24 protein-coding genes are annotated in these 22,974 nt (G+C 41.1%); 16 read left to right on the forward strand and 8 right to left on the reverse strand.

Going from position 1 to position 22,974, the window contains the following annotated elements; genetic code table 11:
- The first annotated feature begins 169 nt into the window (after nt 1-169).
- From IE339_RS09315 to IE339_RS09325, 3 genes are read left to right on the forward strand one after another with little or no spacing between them, the layout of a single operon-like run.
- Nucleotides 170-616: a hypothetical protein gene (locus IE339_RS09315; RefSeq protein WP_242175552.1), complete on the forward strand. Its 447-nt coding sequence runs from the start codon at nt 170-172 to the stop codon at nt 614-616.
- Nucleotides 604-903 carry a YxcD family protein gene (locus IE339_RS09320; RefSeq protein ID WP_053402590.1) on the forward strand — a complete coding sequence of 100 codons (300 nt, stop codon included), beginning with the start codon at nt 604-606 and terminating at the stop codon, nt 901-903. The genes IE339_RS09315 and IE339_RS09320 overlap by 13 nt, the downstream gene beginning before the upstream one ends.
- 52 nt (nt 904-955) lie before the next feature.
- Entirely contained in the window at nt 956-1,186 is a 231-nt protein-coding gene (locus IE339_RS09325) for a DUF2164 domain-containing protein (RefSeq protein ID WP_242175553.1), read from the forward strand.
- Nucleotides 1,187-1,234: 48 nt separating this feature from the next.
- Here IE339_RS09325 and IE339_RS09330 read toward each other — a convergent pair whose 3' ends face one another.
- On the reverse strand, nt 1,235-2,026 hold the full coding sequence (locus IE339_RS09330) for a divergent polysaccharide deacetylase family protein (protein ID WP_242175555.1): 792 nt from the start codon (nt 2,024-2,026) through the stop codon (nt 1,235-1,237).
- Nucleotides 2,027-2,184: 158 nt separating this feature from the next.
- Between IE339_RS09330 and IE339_RS09335 the strand changes: the two genes are divergently transcribed.
- Complete coding sequence (locus IE339_RS09335; RefSeq protein WP_242175556.1) at nt 2,185-3,021, forward strand: DUF1206 domain-containing protein; 837 nt, start codon at nt 2,185-2,187, stop codon at nt 3,019-3,021.
- Nucleotides 3,022-3,470: 449 nt separating this feature from the next.
- Here IE339_RS09335 and IE339_RS09340 read toward each other — a convergent pair whose 3' ends face one another.
- Nucleotides 3,471-3,884 carry an Lrp/AsnC family transcriptional regulator gene (locus tag IE339_RS09340; RefSeq protein ID WP_242175557.1) on the reverse strand — a complete coding sequence of 138 codons (414 nt, stop codon included), beginning with the start codon at nt 3,882-3,884 and terminating at the stop codon, nt 3,471-3,473.
- Nucleotides 3,885-4,001: 117 nt separating this feature from the next.
- Between IE339_RS09340 and IE339_RS09345 the strand changes: the two genes are divergently transcribed.
- The 9 genes from IE339_RS09345 to IE339_RS09385 all read left to right on the forward strand — a co-directional run bounded on the left by IE339_RS09345 (nt 4,002) and on the right by IE339_RS09385 (nt 14,426).
- The gene (locus tag IE339_RS09345) at nt 4,002-4,763 is read left to right on the forward strand and encodes an MBL fold metallo-hydrolase (protein WP_242175558.1); all 762 of its coding nucleotides are present in this window, start codon (nt 4,002-4,004) and stop codon (nt 4,761-4,763) included.
- Nucleotides 4,764-4,817: 54 nt separating this feature from the next.
- Nucleotides 4,818-5,225 carry an ester cyclase gene (locus tag IE339_RS09350; RefSeq protein ID WP_242175559.1) on the forward strand — a complete coding sequence of 136 codons (408 nt, stop codon included), beginning with the start codon at nt 4,818-4,820 and terminating at the stop codon, nt 5,223-5,225.
- Nucleotides 5,226-5,705: 480 nt separating this feature from the next.
- Nucleotides 5,706-7,118 (forward strand): SWIM zinc finger family protein, encoded by a 1,413-nt coding sequence (locus tag IE339_RS09355; protein ID WP_242175560.1) that lies wholly within the window; start codon nt 5,706-5,708, stop codon nt 7,116-7,118.
- A gap of 18 nt (nt 7,119-7,136) precedes the next feature.
- Complete coding sequence (locus tag IE339_RS09360; protein ID WP_242175561.1) at nt 7,137-8,927, forward strand: HEAT repeat domain-containing protein; 1,791 nt, start codon at nt 7,137-7,139, stop codon at nt 8,925-8,927.
- On the forward strand, nt 8,924-10,009 hold the full coding sequence (locus tag IE339_RS09365) for an ATP-binding protein (RefSeq protein WP_242175562.1): 1,086 nt from the start codon (nt 8,924-8,926) through the stop codon (nt 10,007-10,009). The genes IE339_RS09360 and IE339_RS09365 overlap by 4 nt, the downstream gene beginning before the upstream one ends.
- A complete protein-coding gene (locus tag IE339_RS09370) occupies nt 10,006-12,258 on the forward strand; it encodes a DUF5682 family protein (RefSeq protein ID WP_242175563.1) in 2,253 nt (750 codons plus the stop codon). The genes IE339_RS09365 and IE339_RS09370 overlap by 4 nt, the downstream gene beginning before the upstream one ends.
- Before the next feature lie 2 nt (nt 12,259-12,260).
- Nucleotides 12,261-13,403, forward strand: coding sequence for a VWA domain-containing protein (locus IE339_RS09375; protein WP_242176151.1), 1,143 nt, complete (start codon nt 12,261-12,263; stop codon nt 13,401-13,403).
- A gap of 79 nt (nt 13,404-13,482) precedes the next feature.
- Nucleotides 13,483-14,235, forward strand: a complete 753-nt coding sequence (locus tag IE339_RS09380) for a sugar phosphate isomerase/epimerase family protein (protein WP_242175564.1) — start codon at nt 13,483-13,485, stop codon at nt 14,233-14,235.
- Nucleotides 14,236-14,243: 8 nt separating this feature from the next.
- Nucleotides 14,244-14,426: a DUF1272 domain-containing protein gene (locus IE339_RS09385; protein WP_242175565.1), complete on the forward strand. Its 183-nt coding sequence runs from the start codon at nt 14,244-14,246 to the stop codon at nt 14,424-14,426.
- A gap of 23 nt (nt 14,427-14,449) precedes the next feature.
- On the opposite strand, the gene IE339_RS09390 is transcribed toward IE339_RS09385, so the two are convergent.
- Nucleotides 14,450-14,908: a GNAT family N-acetyltransferase gene (locus IE339_RS09390; protein WP_242175566.1), complete on the reverse strand. Its 459-nt coding sequence runs from the start codon at nt 14,906-14,908 to the stop codon at nt 14,450-14,452.
- Nucleotides 14,909-15,054: 146 nt separating this feature from the next.
- On the opposite strand from IE339_RS09390, the gene IE339_RS09395 reads away from it, so the two are divergent.
- Entirely contained in the window at nt 15,055-16,092 is a 1,038-nt protein-coding gene (locus tag IE339_RS09395) for a class I SAM-dependent methyltransferase (protein WP_242175567.1), read from the forward strand.
- A 66-nt stretch (nt 16,093-16,158) separates the two neighbouring features.
- A complete protein-coding gene (locus IE339_RS09400; RefSeq protein ID WP_242175568.1) occupies nt 16,159-17,013 on the forward strand; it encodes a dimethylarginine dimethylaminohydrolase family protein in 855 nt (284 codons plus the stop codon).
- 28 nt (nt 17,014-17,041) lie between these two features.
- Here the strand turns inward: IE339_RS09400 and IE339_RS09405 are convergent, their stop codons facing one another.
- The 3 genes from IE339_RS09405 to IE339_RS09415 all read right to left on the reverse strand — a co-directional run bounded on the left by IE339_RS09405 (nt 17,042) and on the right by IE339_RS09415 (nt 21,096).
- On the reverse strand, nt 17,042-18,007 hold the full coding sequence (locus IE339_RS09405; RefSeq protein ID WP_242175569.1) for an NAD-dependent epimerase/dehydratase family protein: 966 nt from the start codon (nt 18,005-18,007) through the stop codon (nt 17,042-17,044).
- Nucleotides 18,004-19,314: a nucleotide sugar dehydrogenase gene (locus IE339_RS09410; protein ID WP_242175570.1), complete on the reverse strand. Its 1,311-nt coding sequence runs from the start codon at nt 19,312-19,314 to the stop codon at nt 18,004-18,006. The genes IE339_RS09405 and IE339_RS09410 overlap by 4 nt, the downstream gene beginning before the upstream one ends.
- A 105-nt stretch (nt 19,315-19,419) precedes the next feature.
- Nucleotides 19,420-21,096: a glycosyltransferase gene (locus IE339_RS09415; RefSeq protein WP_242175571.1), complete on the reverse strand. Its 1,677-nt coding sequence runs from the start codon at nt 21,094-21,096 to the stop codon at nt 19,420-19,422.
- Between the two features lie 111 nt (nt 21,097-21,207).
- On the opposite strand from IE339_RS09415, the gene IE339_RS09420 reads away from it, so the two are divergent.
- On the forward strand, nt 21,208-21,912 hold the full coding sequence (locus tag IE339_RS09420; RefSeq protein ID WP_242175573.1) for a glycosyltransferase family 2 protein: 705 nt from the start codon (nt 21,208-21,210) through the stop codon (nt 21,910-21,912).
- A 33-nt stretch (nt 21,913-21,945) separates the two neighbouring features.
- On the opposite strand, the gene IE339_RS09425 is transcribed toward IE339_RS09420, so the two are convergent.
- Both IE339_RS09425 and IE339_RS09430 read right to left on the reverse strand, forming a co-directional pair.
- Entirely contained in the window at nt 21,946-22,242 is a 297-nt protein-coding gene (locus IE339_RS09425) for a hypothetical protein (protein WP_242175574.1), read from the reverse strand.
- A 22-nt stretch (nt 22,243-22,264) separates the two neighbouring features.
- The gene (locus IE339_RS09430) at nt 22,265-22,939 is read right to left on the reverse strand and encodes a BMQ_0737 family morphogenetic spore coat protein (protein ID WP_242175575.1); all 675 of its coding nucleotides are present in this window, start codon (nt 22,937-22,939) and stop codon (nt 22,265-22,267) included.
- Nucleotides 22,940-22,974 lie beyond the last annotated feature (35 nt).

Below are 22,974 nucleotides of genomic sequence, written 5' to 3' on the forward strand. Positions count from 1 at the left end.
GGGTAAACTAGACTCAAAGGCTTATGTTTCAACGGCATAGTAGCTCTTTTTGAAACAAACAAAAGAAAAAAATATTTTTTTGAAACCTTTTCGGAAGTCGTCCGTATAAAAAGGTAGGAAAAATATTAGAAACATCGATGGTAGTCCCATCAAGGAGGAAAAGAGATTAATGTTAAAAAAATTCATGGCTGTTTTAATTAGTGCAACCTTTTTGTTTGCCGTCACACCAGTAGGGTCGTTTATTACGCCTCACGAAGATCATGTAGCAAGTGCAAAAGGCTACAAATCAGGGAAACGCTCGTTTGGAGGTAACAGTAGCAACAACGGACCATCATTATTCAAAAAGTCTACGCCTTCTAAAAAGAACAACTCGGTAACAAATAAGAGTGCCGCAACAAAATCTAAAACAGGCGGATTTATGAGAGGGATGCTGTTTGGCGGAATCGCTGGTCTACTACTAGGCGGCATGCTTGGTAACATGGGTGGATTTGGTGCATTCTTAGGCCTAATGCTTAACATTCTTGCAATCGTCGTTGTGATTAGCTTAATTCGTGGGATCTTCACGTATTTCCGCAACAAGCGTAAAGAAGAGGAAGCTCGTTCATGGAGACGATAAAAATATCAGAGCAAGAAATTGTGGATGCTATTTGTCTTCACGCTGCACATAAGCGTGAGGTTTCTCCACATGATGTTGAAGTGGAACTGATGTATGATGATGACTATGGATTTTCCGCTGAAATGTACATCAACGATCGTAAAATTGTCTTAATCACGGCGAATATGATTGAAGCGCTACGTTTTTGGCTTGATACAGAGCAGGGCGTAGATCCATTTTCAGCAGGATTAGACTTGCAATTAGACGATGAAGAAGGAATTGTAGCTTACGCAAAAGTAAACCGCTAATATAAAAGACGAGGAGAACCATCCTCGTCTTTATTTAGGGGGAGGAAAGAAGATGACAAAGAAATTTGATTTGTCTCCGCAACAAGAAGCAGAGATGATTGCTAGTATTAAGGCGTATTTTCTAGAGGAACGCGATGAAGAACTAGGTGATTTAGCAGCACGACTCGTCCTTGATTTTATTAGCAACAAGTTAGCTCCTCACTTTTATAATAAGGGAGTAGCGGATGCGCATCAGTATTTAAGTGAGCGATTAGAGGATGTTTTTGAAATTCAGCGTTATTAATAAAAGGTCTTCACGCTACAGTGTGAAGACCTTTTATTGAGAATATGGTTAAGGAAGAGGTCTTTTAAGCATGTTGTATTCTGGTATCAAACTTGATAATGGCACCATTTCTGCTTTATGCTCCTTAAACACAGGAATGTATCTTTTTAAGACACTCGCTACCGTGGGTCCCGTAATTCCTACATGACCAATCGCAATTACTTGCTGATCATGATCCAAACGGTGAGCAATTGTATTGGCTTTTCGAACGATGTGCTCAGCTGTGAAAATATCATCTAAAAACAATTCGTTTTCTAAGTAAGGAACGCCGATCTCCTTTGCTAGCTTAGGGATGACGCTTTTTCCCGTTGTTCGACTATCAAGGTAAAACAAGCCATGGCGTTTACATGCTTCTAATACAATACGCATTACCCGTTCATCTGCTGTCGCTTTTGATCCCATGTGCTGATTCATTCCTACTGCATGCGGGACCGTCTCAATTGCTTTTTCAACGCGGCGCTGGATTTCCTCGTTGCTTAAATCAGTCGTAATAGCCCCAGGGCCAAGCCAACTCTTTTTCCCCTTCAGAGGTTCCATTGGGAGATGAATGATTACTTCATGTCCATACTCGTGTGCTTTATTGGCATCTTGTGCCGTTGTTGCTAAAAAGGGCATAATAGCAACGGTAAGGGTGGCAGGCAATTTTAGCATCTCATCGGTCCCGCGCATGTTGTTGCCAAAGTCATCAATGACGAGCGTTAAGGTTTTTGCTGGTTCGTTAGCTGTTGTTGCGCCGTAAACACACGTCGTACCGCTCGCTAATATCACTGATAGAAAAAGCGTAATCAACCCTTTCTTCATGAAAAATCCTCCTTTGTCCAATCATCTTATTTATCCGTAGCATGTCCAAAATAAAGTGTAAACATTTTCAAACCACACATTTGAATTGAAAAAGTTTTAAATGTGTAAAAAGGGGAATTTTATGTGTAGTTGACTTAAACATGAAATGGAGAAAGCAGATGAAGCCTAGAACAAAGCAGCAAGCGAAAAAAACAAAAGAAGACGTCAAACCATGGGTAGCAAAGTTTGGTCGTTTTGGCATTATGACAAGAGGGGCTGTATACATATTAGTTGGGATTGTTACCTTAATGGCTGCTCTTGGAATAGGAGGCAGTACGAAAGGAGCGCAAGGAGCATTCTCCTCTGTGGCGAGTGTGCCGTTCGGTGAGGTGCTTCTATGGGTCATTGGTGTCGGGCTTATCTGTTATATTATATGGCGCATTCTAGAGTTTTTTACTGACCCCGAAAATCAAGGTGAAGATGTAAAAGGGTGGCTGAGCCGTACCGGATATATTATTAGTGGACTTATTCATATTGGTTTTGCCAGCAAAGCATTTATGATCGCTAATCACGCCGGAAAGTCGGGAGACGCCAAAGAAAAATGGACAGCTAAAGTATTGTCAGAGCCGTTTGGTCAATGGATGATTGGTCTACTTGGTGTCATTATTATCGGTGTAGGTATTCACGAGCTGTACGTAGCATATACAGAAAAATTTGTGAAGCGCTTTAATATTGCGAAGATGAATCCAAAGGAGATTCGCATTGGAAAGCTAACAGGAAAAATAGGCATAAGCGCAAGAGGAATTGTTATTTGTATTATCGGCTACTTTTTAATCATCACGGCCATTACACTAGACACGGACAAAGCAATGGGGATCGACGAAGCCATTGGAAAACTTGCAAGTGAACCATACGGTCAGTGGATGCTCGTAGCTGTAGCGATTGGGTTGTTCCTATACGGAATTTTTGAAGTGATTAAAGGAAAGAACCAGCACATGGGGTTGAAGGATTTTTAACGTTAAATGCTAGCAGTCCTTTTTCTGAAATACAATGATGAAACTAGTGAATGAAAGGTTCAAATCAACTATGATTTGAACCTTTTTTGACTTTTCCTTAACAGATCAACATCGGAAAATGTAGAAACATAATTATTAGATGCTTTCCAAAATCGGTGTGAACAATCACTTTACATTTTGTAACATGCAAGTTTTATTAAAATTAACGTAAACGAATGAACTTGATAATCATTCTACACACTCTCCTGTAAAAGTGAATAAGGGATTTACCCTTATTCACTTTTATAGCATACCTTTGACCGTTATAATTGAGATACATATTTTCCTACTTCAATAATAGGAAAATACTTTCAATTTATGAATCTACATTTTTAGTTAACATAAAAACCATCTTCTAGGCACTAAAACAGCCTTATATTTTTATACAAGGCTGTTGTTAATGCTATTTATTATAGCTTTTTAATGATAGTGGATATTTTGTAGTTCGCAAATTCATTTAAATTCTCTAGAAATTCATTTAAATACTCATTAGATGGAAATCGACATTCAAGGAGATAGCATCCATCTCCACCAGTTTTATAGTTATTTAAGACGAATTGATTTTGCTTTTCTACAAACGAAAGAAAAGGGCGATGATGGATATCATTCAAGTAAATATGGATAAAAGCATGCATAAAACATCCTAACTTCGCTTGATTTATTATAATTGAATAGCCCTCAATTACACCCGCATCTTTTAATTTCTCCACTCTTGAAGAAGCTGCTTGACCCGTTAAATGAACTTTTTCACCGAGTTCCTTCATTGTTATTCGGCTATTTATAGACAGCTCACGTAAAATGTTCATGTCTGTATGATCCAACATTGTTTTAACTCCTTTCAAAAATCAAGTCAAACGACCAAAAGACTTGATTTTAACTATGTATTGCTACAATGGATTTAGTATAAGGTATATGTAGATCAAAAAAAAGGAGAGATTAAGATGAAAGTTAACCAAATTCGTAATGCAACAATCATTGTTGAGTATGCAAATAAAAAGTTTTTAATAGATCCAATGTTTGCTGAGAAAGGTACGTACCCACCTTTCCCAAATTCTGCAAGACAAGATCAAAAGAACCCTTTAGTTAGTTTACCTACATCTGTTGAAAACATTATCGAAGGTATCGATGCAGTCATTGTAACTCACTTACACTTGGACCACTTTGATGAGGCAGCACAAAGAATATTACCAAAAGACATTAAAATGTTTGTTCAAAATGAAGAAGATGCGACAGAAGTAAAAAATGCGGGTTTTCAGAATGTAGAGGTATTACGAGAAGATACAATCTTTGAAGGGATCCAATTAATTAAGACAAAAGGAGAACATGGTAGAGGGGAAATCCTAAAACTTGCTGGTTTAGTATGCGGTGTGGTCTTCAAACACCAAAGCGAAAAAACGTTATATGTAGCCGGAGATACAGTGTGGTATGATGAGATTCAAAAAGTTATAAATAGACATAAACCAGAAATCATTGTGGTAAACGGTGGAGATAATCAATTCTTTGAAGGTGGTTCTCTTGTCATGGATAAAGAAGATATCTATGAGGTATACAAAGCTTCTCCTACTTCCCAGATCGTTGTCGTTCATATGGAAGCAGTGAATCATTGGAATTTATCAAGAGAAGAGTTAAAAAGCTTTATTAACGAAAAAGGAATTGCTTCTACTGTTTCAGTACCAGATGATGGTGAATCATACACTTTTTGAGTGAAAAACAGGAAGACATAGTTGTTTTTATGTTTAAGGAAAGGGAAAATAATTATGTCTGTTGAAGAAAATAAAGAACTAGTGCGTCGTTTTTATGAAGCCATTCAACAAGAGAATTATAAGGCACTTAATGAGTTTTGTCATAAAGACTTTGTATTTTATCCGCAGATTGATATGCCATTTTCGGGCGTGGAAGGCCTTGTAGAATCTGAAAAGAAAAACTTCGATGCTTTTCCAGGCTTTAAAATGCCCATTAAAGCGATGGTTGCTGAAGGAGATCAAGTAGCCGCCTATTTCGTATTCGAAGGACCACATACAGGTATACCGTTTGCGGGTATTTCGGCAACAGGAAAACATGTGAAATTTTCTCTGATGATGCTTTTAGGAATTCAGGATGGTAAAATTATTGAAAAAAGATCTCATGTAGATGTAAACGATATTCTCAAACAACTTAGTGCTTAATCTTTAGCATTGTATAAAAAAAACGAGCAGAATAGTATCTGTTCGTTTTTTTATAGTTGAATACCCTATTCTATCTTAGTTAACATATTCACTTTAGTTATCATTTATTCAACTTTTTATACATATTTTGATATGACAGGTTTTTAACTTGAAATTCAATGGAAAATAAAAGAGTCGAACGAAATATGGGCAAGTTGATTTACATCTAAATTTCTATATCAAGCGGTAAGCAAAAGAGGTGTATAGCGCATCTCTTTTTCGTTGTGCTTCCTTGCTGAAGAGAGCTCAGCGCTAGAATATAGGATTGATAATGGAGAAATTTCTAATGGTTGATTTTACCTGAATAAAAAGAACGTTTGTTCCTGTTTTGTGTGGTATAATTTAAATGAAATGGAAAAGATTTATTTTTTCGTTTGAAATACCTTCATAAAGAGAAATGAATTCGTATATAAAAGTGGAAGTGAGAGAGAGGAGAAAAAGATGAAATCGTTAACAGAAGCTTACATTAATTCGCTTGCCCCAAATGCAAATGCGATCAAAAATGGTTGGGGATTAGTAAAAAAAGGGAAGTTTCAAAAGCTCGCACAAACAAGCGATCATACGCTTTTGTTTGGAGAGTGTGCAGGAAGTGGAAAAACGCCGTACTACCCGTCTGCTGACTTTATTAATGAAGAAAGCCCTGTTTTTCGATGTACGTGTCCGAGTCGCCAATTTCCTTGCAAGCATTCGCTAGGATTACTTTATTCGTTTCTTGAAAAAGGACCGTTTCCGCACGAAGAGGCACCACAAGATGTGATTGAAAAGCGGACAAAGCTTGAGAAGAGGAACGAAACGAAAAAAGAAAAAGCAAGCACACCGCGCAAAATAAATAAATCAGCACTTAAAAAGAAATTAGAGGCACAGCAAAAGGGCCTTGATATTCTTGACGTTCTGATACAGCGTATCACTCGATCTGGTATTGCAGCTGTTGATGCAAAGCTTCTAAAGGAAATCGAGCAAACGGCGAAAGAACTTGGAAACTACTATTTAAAAGAACTTCAGCAAACACTGCGAGAGTTTACATACATATGGAAAGAAAAAGTAGACGAGCAAACCTTATATAATGAAGCATTTTCACAGCTTACGTCTCTTTATACGGTTTGTAAAAAGGGGAAAAAGCACTTATCCGAGCGCTTGCAAAGAGAGGATCTGTATCCAGATACAACTACCTCTATTGAGGAAAAGCTAGGTCACGCATGGCAATTGAGTGAGCTTCGTGAATTTAACCGCACCGAACGTGATGTAGAGCTACTTCAACTTTCATTTTCATGTAGGCTTCAGCCAGCTCGAAAGGAATACATAGACGAGGGCATATGGGTGTCGCTAAACGAAAAACAGCTTTATTACACAAGAAATTATCGACCGGTTCGCGCAGCGAAAATGATGAAAGCCGAAGATAGCATCTCAGCGGTTTTACAAACAAATGAGTTAGTCATTTATCCGGGGGAAGGCAACCTTCGCGTCCGCTTTGATGACTATCAGCTTCGTGAGGTAAAAAAAGACGATTGGAATAAGCTTGAGCTTATGGCTGAAACCGACTTTGCGATGGTCATTAAAAAGGTCAAGCAGCAGCTAAAAGACCCACTTCATAATAAACACCCGCTTTCATTGCTTCGTTATAAGCAAATGGGAGTCGTAAATGGAGCATGGAATATAGAGGATGAGAACGGTCAACGTATTACGCTGTCACATGGAGAACATCATTCACTGAATTCTCTCTCGCTGCTTCAGTCCACTCTCAGAGAAAACGGCATGATGCTTGTCGAGTTCCAACATGACCTCGCGACAGGAAAGTTAACTGCACAGCCGCTCAGTCTAATCCGTAACGAAAAACTCATTCGTTTAGCTATTTAAAGGGAGGATTTGGTTCGAATGATACCTGTTTTATATGAATTATATGAAGAAACGAAGCGATTATCTGTGGCAGGAAGCGATTTGGCTGCAGGAGATCCAAAATTACGTAAAATTACTGCTGTCCTCACTAAGATGGGTGAGAAGGCTCCAGTCTTTAAGCAATTGGCTCAAATGACGGAATTACTTGTGAGCGATCGTGATGAAAGTGCGGAGCGTCTTTTATCTCTTTCTGCGCTTCTTCATTCGGTACTATATACGCAAGGAACCACGGGGGATGAAGGAGAATGGGAGGACCAATCCGAAAAGCTGACGGTAGAGGCGGATACGTCGTTATCGTATCGTGCAATTGAACCGCTTCTTGAAGCACTAACCTCAAAAGGATCTGGACGCTTACAAGTCATTGAACAGGCGTTTCAAGCAAACGCTTATCACGATTTACGTCTTGTTCAGCCGCTTCTTCAAGCGGTGGATGATTCCTACCCAGATATTGCTGACTTTGTCGCTCATCATATGCTCCCGACATTAGGGGAATCCATCATCCCGTTTTTAGTAGCCGATTATAACGTTAAAGGCAAAAGAACGGATGCAAGACGATTAGAAGTTATAAGTCAGATATTGAGTGAAAAAGGACTAGCATTTTATCGGGAAGCTCTTCATGAAGGATCTTTTCAGGTAAAGATCGCAGCTATCTCCATTTTAGCCGATTATCCAGACGAAGAAGATGCCATTATGGAAGAAACGAAGGCGAAAAAATTAGAAGTGCGTCAAGCGGCATATGAAGCGCTAGTAAAGAGTAGCAGTGAAAAAGCCGCAGACGTCATTTTAGAAGGCTTATCTTCAAAAGATAACGATTGGCTCATCTATACCGTCGCACGGAGTAAATCTCCGACATTAAACGAGGGATTGTTTCGTTTAGTAAAGGAAGCGTATGAAACATACAAAGAGGGAGAAACGAAAGAATCAAAGCGCCATCTGAGTCTTCTTTTGTATGGATTAAAAGGAAAAGAACAAGAGAACATGAGAGATTTACTTCAAGAAATTGCTGAGGATGAACAGGTTCCTGCTGGGTTAGCAAGAGATGCTGCAACGATGCTACTAGAGTTGAAAGACGAAAAAAATCTACTGTTTGTTGAACAGCTCTGTGCCAAAAACCAACGCTCTGCGCTCGTAGACCTTTCGTTTCAAGCATCTTTACACTTAGGGCGCACAAAAGAAGAAGTGTTTGATCGCTATGAGCATTATGTGAAGAAGACGAGAAGAGATCCGGTTGGAAAAGTAATACTAGAAGAATTAGACGAACGTGTCGATTTTGTGCCAGCTTTAAAACCATGGGACCCCATCTATCGCTACTATTATATGGAAAACAACGAACGGAACAGCGGTTTAGAATGGGATCAACGATGGTTATCGCTTTTTCAGTCGCTTGATGAAGAACAGCTTGTTTATCGTGTAAGCCGCTCGGTCGAAGAAGAAGGTCATCTCCAGTATTTGCTTGCAAAGGTAAAGAAAAATCCGTATTTTTCAAGTCAAAGGGGCGTGAGTGTCATCCTTTCTCTTATTCAGTCAAACTATGAACATACATTTGATATAATGAAGGATATGCTCATAAAAACAGACCGGTATGCTGACTCTGTGAAATTTCATATCTCGTCCATTGTTCACAATTTGGAGCTATTCACCCAGCTGTCCGCGTCGTACGCAGGTGAATTAGAAAAAGTCGTGCAAGCAGAAATGAAGCACCCGAAATTAAAAGATAAAATGCTAGAGGTTGTGTATGAAATGAAGAAAAGAGAGGAAGTTCAAGTATGAGTGAAGCACTGCGCCTTTCGGCAGAGGAGTTATACGAGCAGGAACTAAACCTATTAAAACAAGCAGATACCGGAGTTCGACCGCCGGGGTGGCAAATGTCTCCCCGGTCTGTGAAAACCTTCATTACAGGAGGTGTTTGTGATGGTCATGTCATTACGCCGAAATATATTGGAAACGAGCGCATCGTTGAAATGGCGATTGCGACCCTGCTAACTGATCGTGCGCTGTTACTCATCGGTGAACCGGGTACGGCAAAATCCACGCTGTCTGAGCTTCTGGCAACGGCTATTCACGGAGATTCAAGGAAAATCATTCAAGGAACGGCAGGAACTACAGAGGAACAAGTTCGCTACGCCTGGAACTACGCGCTACTTCTAGCGAACGGTCCCACAAAGGAAGCACTTGTGAAAAGTCCCATTTACCGGGCGATGGAGGAAGGAAGCATTGCGCGTTTTGAAGAGATTTCACGCTGTTCCTCTGAGGTGCAAGATGCGCTTATTTCCATTCTATCGGAAAAAAGCTTAACCATCCCTGAGCTTGGTACAGAGCTATCTGCTTCTCAAGGGTTCTCCATTATTGCCACGGCAAACACGAAGGATCGCGGCGTTAATACGATGTCAGCGGCACTAAAGAGAAGGTTTAATATTCTCGTTTTACCTGCTCCACAAGATTTAGAAACGGAAATGAACATTGTAAGAAAACGAGTTCAGGAACTATCTACTCAATTTCAGCTGCAAGCAGACCTTCCAAGCGATGAAGCAATCGAGCGCATCGTTACTATTTTTCGTGAGCTTCGAAGCGGGAGAACATTGGATCAAAAAGAAAAGATTAAGCCACCAAGCGGTACAATCTCAACTGCAGAAGCAATCTCTCTCTTAACAAACAGCATGGCGCTTGCGTCCAGCTTTGGGAGCGGGCAAATTGGCTATGAAGATCTAGCAGCCGGTCTTCAAGGGGCGATTGTAAAAGATGAAGAAAAAGATAAGATCGTATGGAAAGAATACATTGAAAACGTGATGAAGAAAAAAGGAAGCGAGTGGCGTGGTCTTTATCAAGCTTGTAAAGAGCTGAACGAGAAATGAAGCCACATATTTTTGGAATACGCCATCTGTCGCCGGCGTCTGCTCATCATGTGTTGCACTACTTAAATGAGATCAAGCCAACGGCTGTGCTAATTGAAGGTCCTTCAGATGCGACACATCTCATTCCGGAAATCGTTCATCCAAAAACAAAGCCGCCCATTGCAATTATGGCGTATACACAGGAAGTGCCGATTCAGACCATCCTTTACCCCTTTGCGCACTATTCAGCCGAGTATCAAGCAATGAAATGGGCCGTTGAGGAAGGTGTACACGTTGAGTTTATGGATCTTCCTACTGATGTAACGATTGCGCTCGATAAAGAGAAGCCGTCTGCTACAAAGCGTGAGATCAAAGAATCTGTGTTTGATCAAGTGGCTATCCTAGCAAATGAACATGATTATGAATCTTTTTGGGAGCGTTCGTTTGAACACGCAATAAACTCTTCTCAATTCGTAGACTCGATTCACTTGCTCTCTACGCATCTACGAGAATTAGTAGGGAAGGAGGATTCATCATTTGAACAAGGGATTACGTATATTCGCGAGTCCTTCATGAAAAAACAAATTAACCGTGTTTTAAAGGAAGGACATTCACCAGAACGAGTGGTTGTCGTAACAGGTTCTTTTCATGTTGATGCGCTAAAAGAGGAATATAAAGAAGATTCACTTCCGATACCTGATACAGCTAAAACAAACGTGACGTTAATGCCCTATACAAACTATCGCTTGTCTAGTCACTCGGGATACGGTGCGGGAAACGAAGCGCCCGCCTATTTTCATCACATGTGGACGTACATGCAAGAAAATGATCGAAAAAAACTTCCAATCTATTATTTATCTTCCATCGCAAATGAACTGAGACAAGGCGGAACTTTCCGTTCCGCGGCAGAGGTAATTGAGGGGGTTCGCCTCGCCTATGCGCTCTCATCCTTTCGCTCTGAACCGTATCCAACACTGAAGGATTTACGTGATGCGGCTACTGTGACAATGGGACAAGGAGACTTTTCGGTCATTGCAGAGGCGTGTGCAAAAATAGAGATAGGCAATATGGTTGGTTCACTTCCTGATGGGGTTAGTCAAACATCTATCCAAGAAGATTTTTCGAGGCAGCTAAAGAGATTGAAGCTTGAAAAGTATCGATCAACAACTGCACAGGTGATAGAGCTCGATATAAGGGAAAATCGCCGTGCGAAAAAACGCGAAACGGCTTTTTTAGATCTTGAGCGATCCTTCTTTTTTCATCGTCTTCAGCTTTTGAATATCGGATTTGCCAAGCCGGTTGTGCGTGCACAAGACGATGCCACGTGGGCAGAGAAATGGGAGATAAAATGGACGCCGACCGTGGAAATAGAGCTAATTGAAGCAATTCTTCAAGGAGAAACGATTGAACTAGCGACAGCGTTTGTATTCAAAGAACGTTTGAAATCCTGTGACGGCGTAGCGGAAGCGGCCGAAATGGTACGCCTTGCGTATCAGTGCGGAATGCCTCAAGTGTTAAAAGAAGCGCACGATGTTCTTCAAGAGCTGGCAACGGATACGGGGAATTTCGTTGATACGTCTCAGGCCATTAGTGATATCGGCTATGTCATACGCTACGGAGATATTCGTCAAGCCGACATTTCTCCACTATATCCGATCATGACGCAGCTATTTCTTCATGCCACATTGTTACTTGTGCCATCTTCAGCGTGTAACAATGAGTTTGCACATGAAATGATGGGTGCCATTCAAAGCGTTCATATGATTGCGCTTGAACAGTTTGAATCGGTTGACGATGAGTTGTGGCATCAAAAGCTAGAAGAAGTGGCAGAGCGAGACAATTTAAATCCATTGCTTTCTGGCTATGCGTGCGCCATTTTGATTGAACGAAATTGGTTAACGGCTGACTGGCTGTCACGTGAAGTGTCAAGAAGACTTTCACCAGGCATTCCTGTTGATCTTGGTACGGGATGGTTTGAAGGACTTTGCATGCGAAACAAATATGCTCTCTTATCACGGACTTTTATATGGGAAGAGATGGATCACTATATTTCATCGCTCGATGAGGATGAATTTCGAAGAGCCATTGTATTCCTACGCCGAGCTTTTATGTTATTTTCAACATCAGATCGAAGCAAAATCGCAGAAATACTCGGTAGCCTTTGGGGAACCGATGAATTACAAACGGCTGAGCATCTTGCTTCACCGTTATCGGAAGAGGAAGAATCAATGCTTGATGATTTAAATGACTTTGACTTTGGAGACTTTTAATGATGAGTGAACAAATGAAAAAATGGCGGTTAATTTTAGGTGAATCAGCAGAGAGTGCTTTTAGCGAACAAGGATTTACAGGTTCTTCTCTTTCGGTAGAAGAACGACTGATGGATGAGGCGCTTCAAGCTCTTTATGAAGGTGATCAACAGCTTGGGCGATCGATTAAACTGTCAAAATGGCTAGGAGACGTGCGAGCATTATTCCCATCAGACATTGTCTCAGTCATTCAGCAGGATGCGATTGAAAAAAGAGGGCTCACACAGCTTTTGTTTGAACCTGAAACGTTAAAGAGCGTGACGCCAAGCATCGAAATGGTCGCTACGCTTATGGCACTAAAGGGTCATATCCCTGAGCGAACAAAGGAAACGGCGCGTGAACTGATCGCAACGGTCGTTGAAGAAATAAAGAGTCGGTTAGAAAATGACATCCAGCAAGCGGTAAAAGGCGCCCTAAACCGTAAGCAGCGTACGCCTCTCGGCAGTGGTGCGCAAAGTATTGACTGGAAATATACGATTCAGCGCAATTTAAAAAACTATGATCGTGAACGAAAGGTTGTTATACCAGAACGTTTTTATTTTTATGAGCGGGAGCGGAAATCGACGAATTGGACCATTATTCTTGATATTGATCAAAGTGGATCAATGGCAGATTCCGTCATTTACGCTTCTATTATCGGCTCTATTTTTGCCAGCCTTCCAGCTCTCAATACGCACGTCATCACGTTTGATACGGAAGTAGTTGACCTTACGGAACAATGTCAGGATGATCCTGTGGATATGCTGTTTGGGATTCAGCTCGGCGGTGGAACAGATATTAATCGTTCACTGGGCTACTGTAAGCCGTTAATTGAAAATCCGGATAAAACCATTTTTATTTTGATTTCGGATTTATATGAGAATGGAAACGAAGCTGCCATGATGCGGAAAATGAAAGAGCTGAAGGAAGACGGTGTCAAGGTGATTTCTCTTCTTGCGCTTTCAGATGACGGAGTACCCTCTTACGATGAACGAAACGCGCGAAGACTCGCAAGTATGGGCATTCCTTGTTTCGGCTGTAGTCCACAACTTCTCCCGGAATTGATCGAGCAAGCGCTAAAGGGAGAGGACTTATCGCAATGGAAATCGACAAATAACCACAAATAATACGAGAACCCTTTCAAAAAAGAAGGGGTTTTTGCGTTTTATAGGGAAATAAGTAAGAGACACAAAGGAGGAGAAATTGATGAATACTATTCCAGTAGCAGTTCAGCTTTATACATTACGAAACGAGACAGAAAAGGATTTTATCGGAACGTTAAAAAACGTCGCCGAAATGGGGTATGATGGCGTTGAGTTTGCAGGGTATGGAAACCTTCAGCCACAAGAAGTAAAAAAGGTGCTAGATGATCTTGGATTAAAGGCTGCTTCGAGTCATGTTCCACTCTCATACATAAAAGAAAAAATGGATGAATTAATTGAAACGCAAGTAACAATTGGAAGCAAACATATCGTTTGTCCGTATTTAATGCCTGAAGAACGCACAGAACAGCATTACCAGGAGCTCATTTCGGTGTTAAATACAGCGGGGGAAAAATGTGCGAAGAACGACATTACGCTTTCTTATCATAACCATGACTTTGAGCTACAGCTTCTTTCAAATGGAAAAACAGCGTTGCAAACAATTTTAGAAGAAACAAATCCGCAGTGGGTAAAAGCAGAGCTGGATGTATACTGGCTCACTTATGCAGGAGAAGATCCGGTAGCATGGCTGAAGAAGTATGACAGCAGAACACCGCTTGTTCATTTAAAAGATATGACAACTGATGGAAACCGTGAATTTGCGGAGCTTGGAACAGGCGGAGTGAATCTTGAATCAATCCTTTCACAAGGGGCACAATCTATGGTAGAGTGGTGGATTGTCGAGCAAGATGTTTGTAAGCAGTCTCCATTAGCGAGTGTGAAGCAAAGTCTTGCTTACTTACAACAAAGAAAGTAGGAACATCATTGGCGTTAGAAATGAAAAGCCACTGCGAAAGATGTGAACGGCTGTTGCACATTAATACAGAGGCTTATATTTGTAGCTATGAGTGTACGTTTTGTAGAAAGTGTGCAGAAGAATTAGGGCACTGCTGTCCTAGCTGTCACTTTGAGTTAGTAAGAAGGCCAAAGCGTAAAAGAATACGATAGAAGGAAGGCTAAAGGCTTTCCTTCTATTTTAGTTTCTTCGTCATAAAGACGCTATTTGGGTCAAGTGTATAATCACTAAATGGACCGCATTCGATGAACCCTGCTTTTTGATAGAGGGTTCTTGCTGGAAGAAAGGCTTCCATAGAGCCTGTTTCTAGGCTTAATTGAGCATATCCACGTCTTGTTGCTTCCTCTAAAATGTGTTGAAGCATCTTATTTGCTACACCTTTTCGTACATGCTCTTTCGCCGTTTTCATAGACTTTACTTCACCATGAAAAGCATCTAGCTCTTTTAAAGCACCGCATCCTAGTAAATGACCATCTTCCCAAGCACTCCAAAACGTAACGTCTTGTTGCTGAAGCTGACTAAGATCGAGCGCATGAATGCTCTCAGCAGGTGAATGAAGCGTCATACTATGTAAGTGATCTTGTAGGAGCCCCGCAATTTCTATTCCGGTTAAATCATCGTTTCGAATTTCCATCTGTATGTTCCTTTCTTTTGCTAGATTGAATCTTTTCATTATACAGTATCCATTACTATATTTGTTCAGAAAATTTAAAAAATACGTTGACGAACGTTTTGAGCTTATCCATAATAAAGAAAGGTATAAGTAAAGGGGAGCTGTATATGAAGGTAGAAGGAGCCAGTATTTATCCGTTTTCCGAGCAGCATATAGAAGAAACCTATTTGACCCCAAGTTATCGCATTGATTTACGCAATCCAGTGAACGTCGCCCCATTTATGAATGCAAATGTGGTCAGTGATTGGTCACAGCTATCATGGAAAGACGTTGGGAAGCCATACGAAGTAAAAAAAATGGCCAAATCTCGTTTGAACTGGGAAGCCGAGCACTCAGAGCCGATGCCGGTGAAAGAATCATGGAAATATTTTAATCAATCGTTTCACGAATGGTTTGTGAAGGATGTGCCGACTGCAATCGATGAATCGAAAAAAAAGTTTAAAGAAAAATTAAAGCGCTTTCAATTAAAAGAAGTGAAGTCTGCCATTGGAGATGTTGTCCAGCTTTCACTCTGGAATTATGTGCACCGCATAGAGGATGGCATTTGGGACCCAAGAGGAAAGCGAGCGTTATTTGAAGATCTGGATCTGCAAAAGCCGCGCATTTTATTTTTAGGTGCAGCCGAAGGATACGAAGCGATGCAACTTGCTGCGATGTATCCAGGAAGCGAAGTCGTTTTGGTTGATTACGATGAATATTGCAAAACCCATCGCTTTGCGGAGTTTCCGAGTACGTATCCATTTTTAGGTGGAAACCCAGCTACGGGTGGCTTGAAGGTATGGTATAAAGATCAGCTAAACATTGAATACGTGGTAGAGGATATTCGCAATTTGTCTTACGGAAGGGAGTTTGACGTGGTCATGAGCGTTGGACTGCTTGAGCACGTTCCGGATGAGCATAAACCCGAAATTCTGGATATGCACCGTCGTTTTTTACGACCTGGTGGCTATGTTATTATGACAACTCCTCGAAATCAGCTTAAATCTCGCATGTATTACCGAGTAATGGCTGATGTGATGAATCATACGTATCGTGAACTGATGGACATTCGCCAAATGGGGTTATACGTCTATGAATCAGGGCTTGATATTGTAAGACATGGTTACATTAAGGTTCACAATGGAATCATAGCGAAGGAGCGCTAGTCGTGGTTTAAGAGTGGGCTTTTAGGGAACACTCCCTGTACGAACAATTTTTAGGGAGTGTTTCGCATGATTAAAAAGAACGAAGAAACGATTGCGTGTTTTAGTGAGTACGATGCATTACATAAAGTAATTGTTTGTGAGCCTGATCATATGAGAATTAGTGAAGTTATTAACGAAACGCAGCGTCGTTATGTAAAAGATAATATTGATGCAGAGGTCGCAGTTCAGCAGCATCGCCATTTTATAAGTGCAATGCAAAAAGAAGGGATTGAGGTTCTGACCCTTCCTTCGTTTGAACGCTATCCAGAACAGGTTTTTACCCGTGATATTGGATTTACGCTCGGGAACACGTTATTCATCTCTGAAATGGGGAAAGGAATTCGACAGGGAGAAGAGCAAGTTCTTATGACGTGGCTTAGGGAACATGGATATTCCTATCATAATCTTGAAGATTACCGTATTGAAGGTGGCGACGTCATCATTGACCGAGATCGTATTTTTATCGGTGTAAGTGACCGAACGTGTTCAGATGCAATTGCTCATCTTCAAGAACAGCTCCCAGCGTTCACGGTTATCCCAATACCGTTTAACGAGCGGTATCTCCATCTAGACTGCGTATTCAACATTATTTCACCAACTGAAGCGCTTGTCTTTTTACCAGCGTTATCCAAAAAAGAACGAAAGCTTTTAGCTTCTTATTATCATTTAATTGAAGTAAGTCAAGAGGAACAGTTTACGCTTGGAACGAATGTGCTTTCAATTGGACAGCAAAAAATATTGAGCCTACCGGTTAATCCAGGCGTCAATGCAGCACTTCGTGAAAGAGGCTATCACGTCATTGAAGTAGATATTACCGAAATCATTAAGTCAGGTGGATCATTCCGTTGCTGTACACTGCCCGTTGTGAGAATAAAATCATAAAAAAACCTTGTCAATGGACAAGGTTTTTTTATGGATCAAGTTGTTCTCGGTACCATCTAATCGTTTCTTTTAGTCCTTCTTCCATGCGGATCGATGGAACATAGTCTAATAATCGTTTCGCTTTTTCAAGACTTGGTTCGCGGTCCTGCATATCTTCGAAGCCTTTTCCATAAGCGATATCATAGGGGATTTCCACAATGTCTGAACTAGAATCGGCAAGTTCTTTAATTTTAACAGCGAGTGAAGCGATGGAGATCTTTTCATTTGATCCAATGTTGATTACTTCATCATTTGCTTTTTTATCAATACAGTTCACAAGTGCGTGAATGGTATCATGGATAAACGTAAAACAACGCGTTTGTGTACCGTCACCGTATACAGTGAGGTCTTCGTTCCGAAGCGCCGCAACGATAAACTTCGGTACTACGCCACCATACTGAGAGGACGTTTGCCTTGGTCCGTACGTATTAAAAAAGCGAACAATGGTAATAGGAAGCCCGAGCGCACTGTAAGCAAAGCATAGGTGCTCATCCAGTGATTTTGCGGTCGCATAGCACCAGCGAGTTGTCTGCGGTGGTCCTAACACACGATCTGAGTCTTCTGTGAAGGGGAGCTTTGTGTTTTTTCCGTAAATCTCAGACGTGGAAGCAAACACGACTTTAATTCCTTTTTGATAAGCAACTTCCAAAATGTTTCTCGTTCCTAAAATACAGCCATCGATGACCTTGAGTGGGTTTTCGACCGTATTTTTTACACCGAGAACGGCTGCTAAATGATAAATGAGATCGCATTCTTCTACTAAATCCTCTAGCAAATGCCGATCTAATATATCACCCTCCACAAACGTGAAATGCTCAACGTTTGTGGAAGGAAGATACTCCTTTTTTCCGTTTGAAAAGTCATCAACCGCTATGACATGATGACCAAGGTAGAGAAGACGTTCAATTAAATGGGAGCCGATGAAGCCAGCTCCCCCTGTTACAAGGATGTTCATATTTTTTTTCCTTCCCCAAGTCTCACCACTTTACCTGCACTGTTGCGACCTCTCGTAATATTACGCGTGTCGAAGATAATTGAGGAGTGATCAAGGATTTGCTGCAGAGGAATTGAAGAATGATCAGTTAAAATAACCACCGCGTCCATATCGCTTAGAAGCTGATCGGTAAGGGAGGAACTTGTTAATAAGTCGTTTTGGATGCTCAAGCTCGGAATCAGCGGATCGTGGTAATAAACGTCGATTCCTTCCGCCTTCATTTCTTCTATGATCTCAAGCGCTTTCGAATCGCGCGTATCCGCAACATCTTTTTTATACGTTACGCCGTATACGAGTACTTTTGGTGAAGCGTCTTTTCCTTCTGCCTGTAGAAGCTGCTTCGTATAGCGGACGATATAATGAACCATTCGTTCATTGATTTCATCGGATAGGTGAATAAACTCACTTACGGTTGAATACTGTCCCAATTTCCACTGTAAATAGAGGGGATCGACAGGAATACAGTGACCACCAATTCCTGGTCCAGGGTAAAATGGGGTAAATCCGTATGGTTTTGTTGAGGCAGCGCCGATGACTTCCCAAATATCGACACCTAAGTGCTCACAAAGCATAGCGATCTCATTAATAAACGAGATGTTAATAAAACGAAACGTATTTTCAAGTAGTTTGGTTAACTCAGCCGCTTCTGCTGATGAGACGAGAACAACTTTGTCGTAAATTTTATCGTAAATGTCAAAGGCAGCTTCTGCACAGGCAGGCGTAATTCCGCCTAACACTTTTGGAATTTGGTCTACGCGGTACGTTTCGTTTCCTGGATCAATTCGTTCAGGAGAATTGGCAAGGAAAAAGTCAGACCCTGCCTTAAGGCCGCTTTTTTCCAAAATAGGAAGAAGCACTTCTTTTGTTGTACCAGGGAACGTCGAACTTTCTAGCACAACAAGATGCCCTTTTTTCAAGCGTTTTTGAATTTCTTCTCCAGCACTATTTACAAACGTTAAATCTGGATTTTTATCCGCGGTTAACGGAGTAGGAACACAGATAATAATATTTTTAACATCTTCAAGACGATCAAAATCATCCGTTACGCGAAAGCGATTCGCCTTCATGACGTTTGTTAATCGTTCGCTACTAATATCATCAATATAGCTTTTAAAGCTATTAATAGATGTAAGTTTTCTAGAATCAAGGTCAATTCCCGTTACGTTGAACCCTTTTTCCGCTAGCATGACTGAAAGAGGCAATCCAACAAAGCCTAATCCGAGAACCGCGATGGTTGCTTCTCTGTCTAAATGTTTGGCGTCTTTCATTACAGTTATCTCCTCGCAATACAAAATGATCATTCATTCTAGGTTATGCTCTGTTAATATGAAAGACATAGGTATCCTCCTATTTATGAGAAAATTAGGCTTTTTCTAAGAGAAGGACGTTCGTTTTTTAACAAAGACTACTTCGTTTGTTTCTTTTTCACCTTCTAACCAGTAGAAAGCCTCTTCTTCTGTTAAGAGATCGCTTGGATCAGGAAGCGTTGTTTTGTAATAGCGTGGAATTCCTTCAAATACAGCGCGGTTTCGTTTTCCGTCTGTAAATCCTCCTCTAAATCCATTCATTTGATTCCAATAGTCAATTCCTTCTAAAATATCTCCGAGGATCTTTTCAGGATTAAACACTTTTTCAAGCGTGACGGGATTAATGCGGCGAAGGTAATCAATTTTGACGACCTGCTGCATTCTAAGGTTTGCTTGCGTGGCTCGAATGTGGGCGATGCACAAATTATAAAGCGAATCTTTTCCGATTGTCTCTAGCGCCTCATTTGTCATAACGAAAGGAGAAATGGTCAAGGCGGATGTCTTAAAAGAGTTCATTTTACACGTAATGTTAATAAAATGATTCGCCATGTGCAGGGCGTTCATGCCTTCAAGCTTTCCGGCAAAGTCACTTTGATCATTTAGGGCGATATCGGCTTCTTTGTTCATCACACGTCTTGCCATCATAAGGAGCTCCTCAATATCGACCGGAATGGCGGCTTCATGGAACACGAGGGTATTTTTCGTTGCTACCTCGGCACCTAAACGGAAGGCCGTCCCATAGTCACGAATTTGAGAAGAAATAAAGTATGGTAGATTTAATTCCTCTAAAACTCTTACTACCTTTTCCGTTTTATTTCCGTAAATAATCGGAATAATTTCTCCGTGTGTTTTTACAAGTGCTTTTAATAAATGGCGAAGATAGGTGGAGTGACGAGAAATCGGAACGATGAAAGATACCTCAGCAAGCCCCTTCGTTCCATGCTTTTGCCATTGACCTCTTAAATCTTCTAATGTTTCTTTCGTCACTACTCGTTTCCGATGGGTAGGAAAGTGTAAGCGTGGTCCGTATTCATCTATTAAATATTGAAACGCTTCTAACGTATCTCCGTGAATACGCTGATAGGCTTCAGGCATCACTTCAAAGAGCTTTTTTCGGTGGTCCGTTCGCGTTTTATTCACAGAGAGCACGTCAATGTCATTTGACACGCGGATTTTCACCTTTTTTTCGATGGCAATGCATGTCGCGAGCTGAGGATTTGCGAGAGATTCAACACCAATTTCTTCAATTGCCTTTTTACTTAGCGCATGGGGAATGGTGAGAAGATTTTCAAGACCGAGATCAAGTCGACCTTGGATGATGTTTGATAAATAGCGGTCGATACACGGTTCATCTGGAGATGGGTGACGAGCTACCCAATCGATTGCATTTAACGTCATTCCTGCACCGTCTTCAATATCGGTAATGAAAGGAAGAAGATGCTCTGCCTCAATGGCGATGTCTGCATCTGTAAAAAGATAGATATCTGCGTCAATGGAATGGATGGCGCCTACCGCACGTCCGACGTCATTTCCAAGGCGCTCCTCATACTCAATTACCGTTGCTCCGTAGTCTCTGGCGATATCCGCTGTTTCGTCCGTCGCGCCGTTTACGACAACGACGACTTCATCTGGCTGCAATCGGTTGACTTCTGCTAGTACGCCACCAATCGTATCGCTCTCATCCATGGCAGGAATGACGACAACTAGCTTTTTACTCATATCACGTTCTACAAAAAGGGTCATTCAACATTATTCCTTTCTAAAAAGACTTGTGCCTTTATATATATATGGTAGATGCGGAATTTGGTAACAGTGAATCTAAGGCAGAAGCCTGAAATAACAGGGGGGACAGCCATGATAACCGTTGTGACCGTAACGAAGCGGGATCATTTGATTGAAAATGTATTCACGAATTTTGAGCACCAAACCAAGGCCGAGAAGGAGATGATTGTTGTCTTAAATCATTCAACGATGGATGTCGGGGAATGGAAGAAAAGGGCATCGCTACATCATAATATTCGGGTATACGTTCATCATGAAAGCGCGACGCTCGGAGAATGCCTAAATCTGGCTGCTAGTGAGGCTAGTTATTCCGTGATCAGCAAGTTTGATGATGACGATTTTTACGGCCCTTTTTATTTAACAGAAGTGGAGTCATCTTTTAAAGAAACAGATGCAGACGTTGTAGGGAAAGCAGCCATTTATACATACTTTGAGGAGGATGAACTACTTTCTTTGTTTCAACCAGGACAAGAAAATATGGAAGTGAGCGCTGCTGATTTTCCCACCCAGCGATGCTTAACGGGATCGACCCTTTCGTTTAGAAAAGATGTGGTGGAGACCATTTGGTTTTCAGAGATTAACGTAGGAGAAGATATTGATTTTCAAAAGCGCTGTCTTCGAATGGGAAAGAAACTATGGTCGTGCTCTAGCCGTCATTATGTACATATTCGCTACGGTGATCAAACGCATCACTCTAGTTCTCACGGAACCGCTGTATTGAAGCGAGTTTGTCAGCCTATCGGTTACCACATAGATTATAAAAATTACGTGAACTAACGTAAAAAAGGAGTGAAAATCACTCCTTTTTTGTTAAATGCACGTTGTATCTCCGTCAACAAGAGCGGAAATGCTTTCGACTTGGTTCCCGTCCAATACAATCAGTTTTGAAGCGACAAATGGCGAAATAAGCTCGGGTACAACGATGCAAATATAGCATTCGTCTTGATTAACGTTTGTAATAATGCCACGAATGACATCTCCAGACTTTGTTCGTATATCGACATCTTCATCAATAAATTTTTCGACGAAGCTTGGAATACAACAAGGGATAATGGGGGTAGGATCAAAGCAGTTTGATCGTTTGAATCGTACGTTAGCATAACTCATGTAACATCCTCCTTTGGCTCATTTAGTTCGTGTTTTCATGGAGCAACAAGCAAGAGCACTGCGGAATGTACTCCTTGCAGAGAGATACAGGTTTTGTATCGTTTCTTGGGGCGCACTCATTCGCTTCCAGCTCAATTCGAACAGTTGCTTCACTCGTGACATCCAAACAGAAATCAATGTCAATTTGAATTTGTTGAATGGCATGATCACAAATGACGACAGGATCACATTGGAAAGACGAGATTACAGGTATAATTCTCGTTCCGTGTGGGGCACAAAGCAACAGGCGCTGGGTGGTGGTGAATGGGATTGGGTTGGAAGTGAGTACGCAGCCACAGTCATCTTCAATCTCTAGCGTAATAAATCCTGTGATGGTTATGCTGACTTTTTCTAGATGAACCGTGTCTCCGTTTGGAAGAGTAACAGCTACAGTGGAATGACGGCGGACGGTAATCATGTCCGATAATTCCTCAAGCGAAATGGGTTCTCCGTATGAATCGCTTAAAAAGCAGTCAATTCCTTCACGGTAATGAAACAGCTCGCATAAATCTCCGATTGCCACATTATACTGATCGTCTCCAGCAGGAGGATTTTCACATAAGCTAAAACCTATGATGGATAAGTGGACATGACGATTAATCCAATCATAAATTTTGGGCACGCGTATACATACGTTTTCTTTCTCTTCAATACTCATAGCTTCCCTCCTTTCTGATATTTTTTAGTTAGCCA

This window comes from Priestia koreensis (genome assembly GCF_022646885.1).
In the GTDB taxonomy this organism is placed as follows: domain Bacteria; phylum Bacillota; class Bacilli; order Bacillales; family Bacillaceae_H; genus Bacillus_AG; species Bacillus_AG koreensis_A.

What these genes read in the sequence shown, in the direction of transcription:
- IE339_RS09355 (WP_242175560.1), top strand. Translation starts at nt 5,706, where the DNA reads ATGAAATCGTTAACAGAAGCTTACATTAATTCGCTTGCCCCAAATGCA.
- IE339_RS09400 (WP_242175568.1), top strand. Translation starts at nt 16,159, where the DNA reads ATGATTAAAAAGAACGAAGAAACGATTGCGTGTTTTAGTGAGTACGAT.
- IE339_RS09410 (WP_242175570.1), bottom strand. Translation starts at nt 19,314, where the DNA reads ATGAAAGACGCCAAACATTTAGACAGAGAAGCAACCATCGCGGTTCTC.
- IE339_RS09360 (WP_242175561.1), top strand. Translation starts at nt 7,137, where the DNA reads ATGATACCTGTTTTATATGAATTATATGAAGAAACGAAGCGATTATCT.
- IE339_RS09315 (WP_242175552.1), top strand. Translation starts at nt 170, where the DNA reads ATGTTAAAAAAATTCATGGCTGTTTTAATTAGTGCAACCTTTTTGTTT.
- IE339_RS09320 (WP_053402590.1), top strand. Translation starts at nt 604, where the DNA reads ATGGAGACGATAAAAATATCAGAGCAAGAAATTGTGGATGCTATTTGT.
- IE339_RS09330 (WP_242175555.1), bottom strand. Translation starts at nt 2,026, where the DNA reads ATGAAGAAAGGGTTGATTACGCTTTTTCTATCAGTGATATTAGCGAGC.
- IE339_RS09370 (WP_242175563.1), top strand. Translation starts at nt 10,006, where the DNA reads ATGAAGCCACATATTTTTGGAATACGCCATCTGTCGCCGGCGTCTGCT.
- IE339_RS09420 (WP_242175573.1), top strand. Translation starts at nt 21,208, where the DNA reads ATGATAACCGTTGTGACCGTAACGAAGCGGGATCATTTGATTGAAAAT.
- IE339_RS09380 (WP_242175564.1), top strand. Translation starts at nt 13,483, where the DNA reads ATGAATACTATTCCAGTAGCAGTTCAGCTTTATACATTACGAAACGAG.
- IE339_RS09325 (WP_242175553.1), top strand. Translation starts at nt 956, where the DNA reads ATGACAAAGAAATTTGATTTGTCTCCGCAACAAGAAGCAGAGATGATT.
- IE339_RS09405 (WP_242175569.1), bottom strand. Translation starts at nt 18,007, where the DNA reads ATGAACATCCTTGTAACAGGGGGAGCTGGCTTCATCGGCTCCCATTTA.
- IE339_RS09345 (WP_242175558.1), top strand. Translation starts at nt 4,002, where the DNA reads ATGAAAGTTAACCAAATTCGTAATGCAACAATCATTGTTGAGTATGCA.
- IE339_RS09415 (WP_242175571.1), bottom strand. Translation starts at nt 21,096, where the DNA reads ATGACCCTTTTTGTAGAACGTGATATGAGTAAAAAGCTAGTTGTCGTC.
- IE339_RS09425 (WP_242175574.1), bottom strand. Translation starts at nt 22,242, where the DNA reads ATGAGTTATGCTAACGTACGATTCAAACGATCAAACTGCTTTGATCCT.
- IE339_RS09430 (WP_242175575.1), bottom strand. Translation starts at nt 22,939, where the DNA reads ATGAGTATTGAAGAGAAAGAAAACGTATGTATACGCGTGCCCAAAATT.
- IE339_RS09335 (WP_242175556.1), top strand. Translation starts at nt 2,185, where the DNA reads ATGAAGCCTAGAACAAAGCAGCAAGCGAAAAAAACAAAAGAAGACGTC.
- IE339_RS09375 (WP_242176151.1), top strand. Translation starts at nt 12,261, where the DNA reads ATGAGTGAACAAATGAAAAAATGGCGGTTAATTTTAGGTGAATCAGCA.
- IE339_RS09350 (WP_242175559.1), top strand. Translation starts at nt 4,818, where the DNA reads ATGTCTGTTGAAGAAAATAAAGAACTAGTGCGTCGTTTTTATGAAGCC.
- IE339_RS09340 (WP_242175557.1), bottom strand. Translation starts at nt 3,884, where the DNA reads ATGTTGGATCATACAGACATGAACATTTTACGTGAGCTGTCTATAAAT.
- IE339_RS09390 (WP_242175566.1), bottom strand. Translation starts at nt 14,908, where the DNA reads ATGGAAATTCGAAACGATGATTTAACCGGAATAGAAATTGCGGGGCTC.
- IE339_RS09365 (WP_242175562.1), top strand. Translation starts at nt 8,924, where the DNA reads ATGAGTGAAGCACTGCGCCTTTCGGCAGAGGAGTTATACGAGCAGGAA.
- IE339_RS09395 (WP_242175567.1), top strand. Translation starts at nt 15,055, where the DNA reads ATGAAGGTAGAAGGAGCCAGTATTTATCCGTTTTCCGAGCAGCATATA.